This is a genomic window from Vibrio sp. V42_P2S4T144, from assembly GCF_009904715.1.
Lineage (GTDB): Bacteria > Pseudomonadota > Gammaproteobacteria > Enterobacterales > Vibrionaceae > Vibrio > Vibrio alginolyticus.
On sequence record NZ_WXWS01000279.1, the window covers coordinates 1 to 5,109 of the forward strand.

At 44.7% G+C, this 5,109-nt stretch carries 5 protein-coding genes; 3 read left to right on the forward strand and 2 right to left on the reverse strand.

Features of this window, described 5'->3' with window-relative positions; translation table 11 throughout:
- Positions 1 to 12: 12 nt before the first annotated feature.
- Complete coding sequence (gene lptF / locus CAG68_RS09475; protein ID WP_054728898.1) at positions 13 to 1,113, forward strand: LPS export ABC transporter permease LptF; 1,101 nt, start codon at positions 13 to 15, stop codon at positions 1,111 to 1,113.
- Positions 1,114 to 1,116: 3 nt separating this feature from the next.
- Positions 1,117 to 2,187, forward strand: coding sequence for an LPS export ABC transporter permease LptG (gene lptG, locus CAG68_RS09480; RefSeq protein WP_005381071.1), 1,071 nt, complete (start codon positions 1,117 to 1,119; stop codon positions 2,185 to 2,187).
- A gap of 87 nt (positions 2,188 to 2,274) precedes the next feature.
- On the opposite strand, the gene CAG68_RS09485 is transcribed toward lptG, so the two are convergent.
- Both CAG68_RS09485 and CAG68_RS09490 read right to left on the reverse strand, forming a co-directional pair.
- On the reverse strand, positions 2,275 to 2,754 hold the full coding sequence (locus tag CAG68_RS09485; RefSeq protein ID WP_161441042.1) for an RDD family protein: 480 nt from the start codon (positions 2,752 to 2,754) through the stop codon (positions 2,275 to 2,277).
- Positions 2,755 to 2,938: 184 nt separating this feature from the next.
- Positions 2,939 to 4,207, reverse strand: a complete 1,269-nt coding sequence (locus tag CAG68_RS09490) for a DUF2254 domain-containing protein (RefSeq protein WP_130545248.1) — start codon at positions 4,205 to 4,207, stop codon at positions 2,939 to 2,941.
- 227 nt (positions 4,208 to 4,434) lie between these two features.
- Between CAG68_RS09490 and CAG68_RS09495 the strand changes: the two genes are divergently transcribed.
- A complete protein-coding gene (locus tag CAG68_RS09495) occupies positions 4,435 to 5,100 on the forward strand; it encodes an SDR family NAD(P)-dependent oxidoreductase (RefSeq protein ID WP_054730870.1) in 666 nt (221 codons plus the stop codon).
- Positions 5,101 to 5,109 lie beyond the last annotated feature (9 nt).

Sequence of the window (5,109 nt, forward strand, 5' to 3'; positions counted from 1 at the left end):
GGTAATTTCAGCGTGATTATTGTTAGATATTTGATCCGCGAAACACTCAAGAGCCAATTTGCGATTTTTTTCGTACTTTTTTTGGTGTTTGTAAGCCAGAAATTCATAAGTGTTCTTGCTGATGCTTCTGATGGGGATATTCCTGCTGGATTGATTTTCTCGATTGTTGGTTTGAACATGCCAGCAATGGGTCTGTTAATGCTGCCTTTAAGTCTGTATATCGGCATATTGATCACATTTGGTCGTCTGTATGCAGAGAGCGAAATTGTCGTAATGAACGCGACAGGTATTGGTAATAAATTCTTGGTTCAAGCGGCCTTATACCTAGCGTTGATTACTTCAGCGGTGGCGGCTTTCAATGCGTTGTGGCTATCGCCGTGGTCTCAAGACCGCGTTGAGCAGCTTTATGAGCAGGTAGCGTCAGAAAACAGCGTTGACCTACTTAAAAAAGGTCAGTTCCAAGGTACACCAGACGGTTCATCGGTTGTGTTCATCGATAACATTAAAGACAATACCTTGAGCAACGTTTTTGTTGCGCAGATGCGCCCTCGAGATTCAGTGTTACCGAGTGTGATGTTCTCATCTTCTGGTGAAGTAAAAGAGCTTTCGGACGGTCGTCAGATCATCACTATGAAAGAAGGTACGCGTTATGAAGGTGTGCCTACTCGCGTTGAATATATGATCACGAAATTCGATGAATACGAAGGTGTTATCGGCCAACGTGAGGTCAAAAAGAAAGGGCGAGACTGGGAAGCATACCCAACGGTTGACTTGATAGGTCACCCAGATCCAGAGGCGCAAGCGGAGCTACAATGGCGAATTTCGTTATTTGTGTGCATTCCACTCTTAACAATGCTCGTTATTCCTTTGTCTGCGGTGAATCCGCGTCAGGGACGGTTTGCCAAAATGGGGCCTGCGATCCTGATCTACCTAGCGTATTTCTTGGCGATCAGTGCAACCAAATCTGCATTAGAAGATGGTGACATCCCGGCTGCTATTGGTATGTGGCCAATCAATGCGATGTTGCTGATTGTTGCTATCATGGCGAATATGATGGATAGCGTTGCTGCTAGACGAATAAAAGACAAATTCCGCAAGAAGAGGCTCGCGTAAGCTGTGTTCAAAATCTTAGACCTTTACATCGGTAGAACCATCATCTCTACCACTGCCTTGGTTTTAGCGACGTTTGTTGGCTTATCGGGCATCATCAAATATGTAGAACAGCTACGTAAAGTAGGGCGAGGTGTGTACGACCTCACTCATGCGTTGTACTTTGTGTTACTCAGTGTGCCGCGTGATATCGAAATGTTCTTTCCAATGGCGGCATTACTCGGTGCCCTTATCGGCTTAGGTATGTTGGCTTCAAGCTCTGAGCTGGTGGTGATGCAAGCTGCTGGTTTCTCTAAGCTGGATATCGGGTTATCGGTACTCAAAACGGCCGTCCCGCTCATGATTGTTGTTATGGCGTTAGGTCAATGGGGCGCTCCTGAGGCCCAGAAGATGGCCCGTGACTTACGTGCGTTTGCGATATCAGGTGGTAGCATTGTGTCTGTGCGCTCAGGTGTGTGGGCTCGTGACGCAAACGACTTTATCTTTATAGGTAAAGTCGAAGACGACAAGCTTTATGCTTTAAATATGTGGCGTTTTGATGATGATAAGAATCTACAAAAAGTTATTTTCGCCGAAGAAGTCGACTACCAACAAGATAACAACTGGCTGATGCGCTACGTACAAATTACGGACATGGAAAATGAAAACGTAATTTCAAAGCAAGACATCGAACAGATGGAGTGGCACACCTCTTTGGCACCGGATAAGCTAGCTGTGGTGACCGTGAAGCCAGAAGAACTGTCACTGAGCGGTTTGTATGATTATGTGACTTACCTAAAAGCATCGGAACAAGATGCATCTCGCTATGAGTTGGCGTTTTGGCGTAAGTTGACTCAGCCGCTTTCAATTGCTGTGATGATGTTAATGGCGCTATCTTTTGTTTTCGGTCCACTCAGAAGCGTGACCATGGGGGCAAGGGTATTGTCGGGCGTGGTTGCCGGGTTTACTTTTTACATATCCAGTGAGTTCTTTGGCCCATTAAGCTTGGTGTATGGCATATCCCCAGTGTTTGGTGCTTTGGCCCCGAGTTTGGTGTTCTTAGCTATTGCGATTGCACTACTACGAAGAAAGCTATAACTGAAGCATCATCGAATAAACCAAGTTTTACCGAACCAAATGTAAAAGGAAGGCATTACGCCTTCCTTTTTTGTGTTCCTAGACAAGTTAGTTTGCCTTGGGTAATACAACAACCTCTGTTTTGGCCCAAATGTCGTGGAAACCACGTCTCTTCGGATCAATCGGTACAGTCAAATTTGCCAAGCCAAAGCCAGATGTCGAAATACGAATCAGAGCTTGAGTTACCGTAATTGGTGCTCCGTCTTTGGCATTGCGAACTCGAAGTTTCCAAGCGCGCATCCCAAGAGTTTGTCCTGCTCGCGTCCAGAAGAACACAAAGAAATATATCCACACACCCGCAAGATAAAGTGTAAATAGAGGGCTCAATACAGGGTGTTTTCCGAGCATATCTGCGGCATCAGCGTACTCGCCATAGCTCAACAATCCTGCTGCATTTAGTGCAAACACAACGGCCATAACAATACCTGCGGCCATCATTTCAATTGCGATAATAATCAATGTGTCGTAAATCAACGCTGCAAGTCGACGAAAGAGACCAGCAGGTGGAAGAGTTGTAGGCGTTGTCATTATTCCATCACTTACCTTAAAAATTGTGCGTCAGAATATAGATTCCCTCACCAAGAGAAAAGAGACCTAACGCACAGAGTCTTTAATTGTGTATAAACGAAGAGACTTTTCTGCCCTACGTTATCAGCACATGTCATGATACACGAGGCCGTGTAGCAATATGTTTCAACTGAATTCGACTCTCTTAACCATTGGCTTTTTGGTCTGTGACCAGATTAGATAGCTGAGAGAGTTGGTGTTTCTCATCTTCGGTATAATGTTGGCTTAATGAAAGCTCTAAAGCTTTTTCTGACAGCTTGATTGCTGGTGACAAAAATAACTTAGGGTGCATACTAGAGAGAGCTAGCAAGGCCTTTTGTAGGCGAATCTGTATTTGGAGTTGCGCTGCACCATCGTGTGCTATCGGCAAAAAGACATCATCAAACAAATCCTGGCAGCTCAATGCGGGCACAAATAGTCTAGGGTATCGAGTTTTGGTCGGCGGCTTACTGAGTAGGTCTCCCCATAATGAAAGTGCTCGTACAGAACGCCCAAGAACGTCAATCGCGGTGCCATTATCATTTACAGCCGGAGATAGTGCTCGTGAGGCGATTTCCGCCATAACGACTAAACCAAAGCGAGGGTCCTGATCATATGAACGCTCCGTTCGAATCGTGAAGGCTGCCGTTATTTCGCTTTCGTCTGGCAACTCTCCACAAACCCAAGCCAATGGTTGACCTACGTACACAAAACTTCCCGGTTGTCGCTCAAGGTAGATGGTGCATTGGTTTGCTTCAGCAATACTATCGAGATGATGCATATCAACATGCTGTAAGTAACCAATTTCTTGGCTCAAAATAGGTTTACTTCCTCTGGGTTTATGTTCTGGGTGGCTCCATGGGTGAGCGCCTAGCCAACGCTCTTTGCCCCGTTTTCTTATCGCATCTAACAAGGCTTGCTCCACGTATGAAGTGGTTTCACTGACCCTTCCTAGTACGGAAAGGTGCTGAATCCAACGTAGCAGAGTGAGTATGATCATCACGATTACGGCGATAGTCACGATGAATAGATAAATTTGTGCTTGTTGATGATAGGCCCCAATACCTAGCGCGATAATTCCTACCAAACTAAATAGAAAAGAGCCAAGAAAGGTTGCTAAGGCATTTTGTGTTGTACTGTCCTCCATCAACAGTTTTGTCGCTCGTGGCGTTACCCCCGCACTAGCGGCACTGTATGCTGAGACCATAATATTGAGAGAGAATGTAGTCACCGCAAGCATGGAGGTTGCGAGGATATTTAATATGTTGTTCAACAAATCCTTGCTGACGTTGATGGCAGGGGGCAGAGTAATGAACTGGTTTAAAACAATCGACATTAAGGCGGTAGCAACAGCAAGTAATGCGTAGAGTGACGTCCGGACCCACAGTTTTCGCGTCATCTGTTTCAGTAACCACTGCCATTTTGACCCAGTCATTCTTTGCTCCTATTCAGTTCTCATTAGAAAGTCGATAGAAAATTCAGAAAGTTATTCTTGCTTAAGCATAGGTTAAATGCCCGTCGTTCTGCTTGATATTTCATGCATCACGAAAGTAAGAAAGCTGCTTGCTTCAAAGAATGGTGCTCTTGAGGTGTGAATTACCACGATTCTGTTACCTTAATTGATAGATGAATTAAAAGTATGTGGTTGAAAAGAGGTAGCGCATGATTGTAATTACAGGTGCAAGTAGCGGTTTAGGGGCGGAACTAGCAAAGCGTTATGATGCGGAAGGCAAAGAGACGTATGTAATAGGAAGAAATACAGAAAAACTATCCGCACTAGCAAAACAACTCTCTCATAACGTTGGTTATCAAGCTTGCAACCTCTCATCGCACCAAAATGTGAAACAGCTCTTTGATGGGGTGAAACAGTCCCCTGAAATGGTCATTCATAGTGCGGGAAGTGGTTATTTTGGCTTACTGGAAGAGCAGGAGCCGAAAGAGATTCAAAAGTTGATTGATAACAACCTGAATTCTGCGATTCATGTGTTAAGAGAGTTAGTAAAGCGTTACAAAGATCATCCAATAAAAGTGGTCATGATCATGTCCACAGCCGCGCAACAACCTAAAGCGCAAGAGTCTACGTATTGTGCAGTGAAATGGGCCGTCAAAGGATTAATTGAGTCGGTTCGTTTGGAGCTAAAAGGAAAACCTATGAAAATTATCGCGGTTTATCCTGGTGGAATGGATACGGAATTCTGGAAAACAAGCGGCAATACGATGGACACGAGTTACTTCATGCAAGCAGAAGATGCCGCAGAGATGCTCCATAATGCGTTGTCGAGCATTGGGAATGGTTATGTTTCTGATATTACAGTGAATAGAATTTAAAAAGAGTTT

Excerpts from the sequence above, each read along its gene's own strand:
- CAG68_RS09485 (WP_161441042.1), bottom strand. The coding sequence starts at position 2,754 with ATGACAACGCCTACAACTCTTCCACCTGCTGGTCTCTTTCGTCGACTT.
- CAG68_RS09490 (WP_130545248.1), bottom strand. The coding sequence starts at position 4,207 with ATGACTGGGTCAAAATGGCAGTGGTTACTGAAACAGATGACGCGAAAA.
- CAG68_RS09495 (WP_054730870.1), top strand. The coding sequence starts at position 4,435 with ATGATTGTAATTACAGGTGCAAGTAGCGGTTTAGGGGCGGAACTAGCA.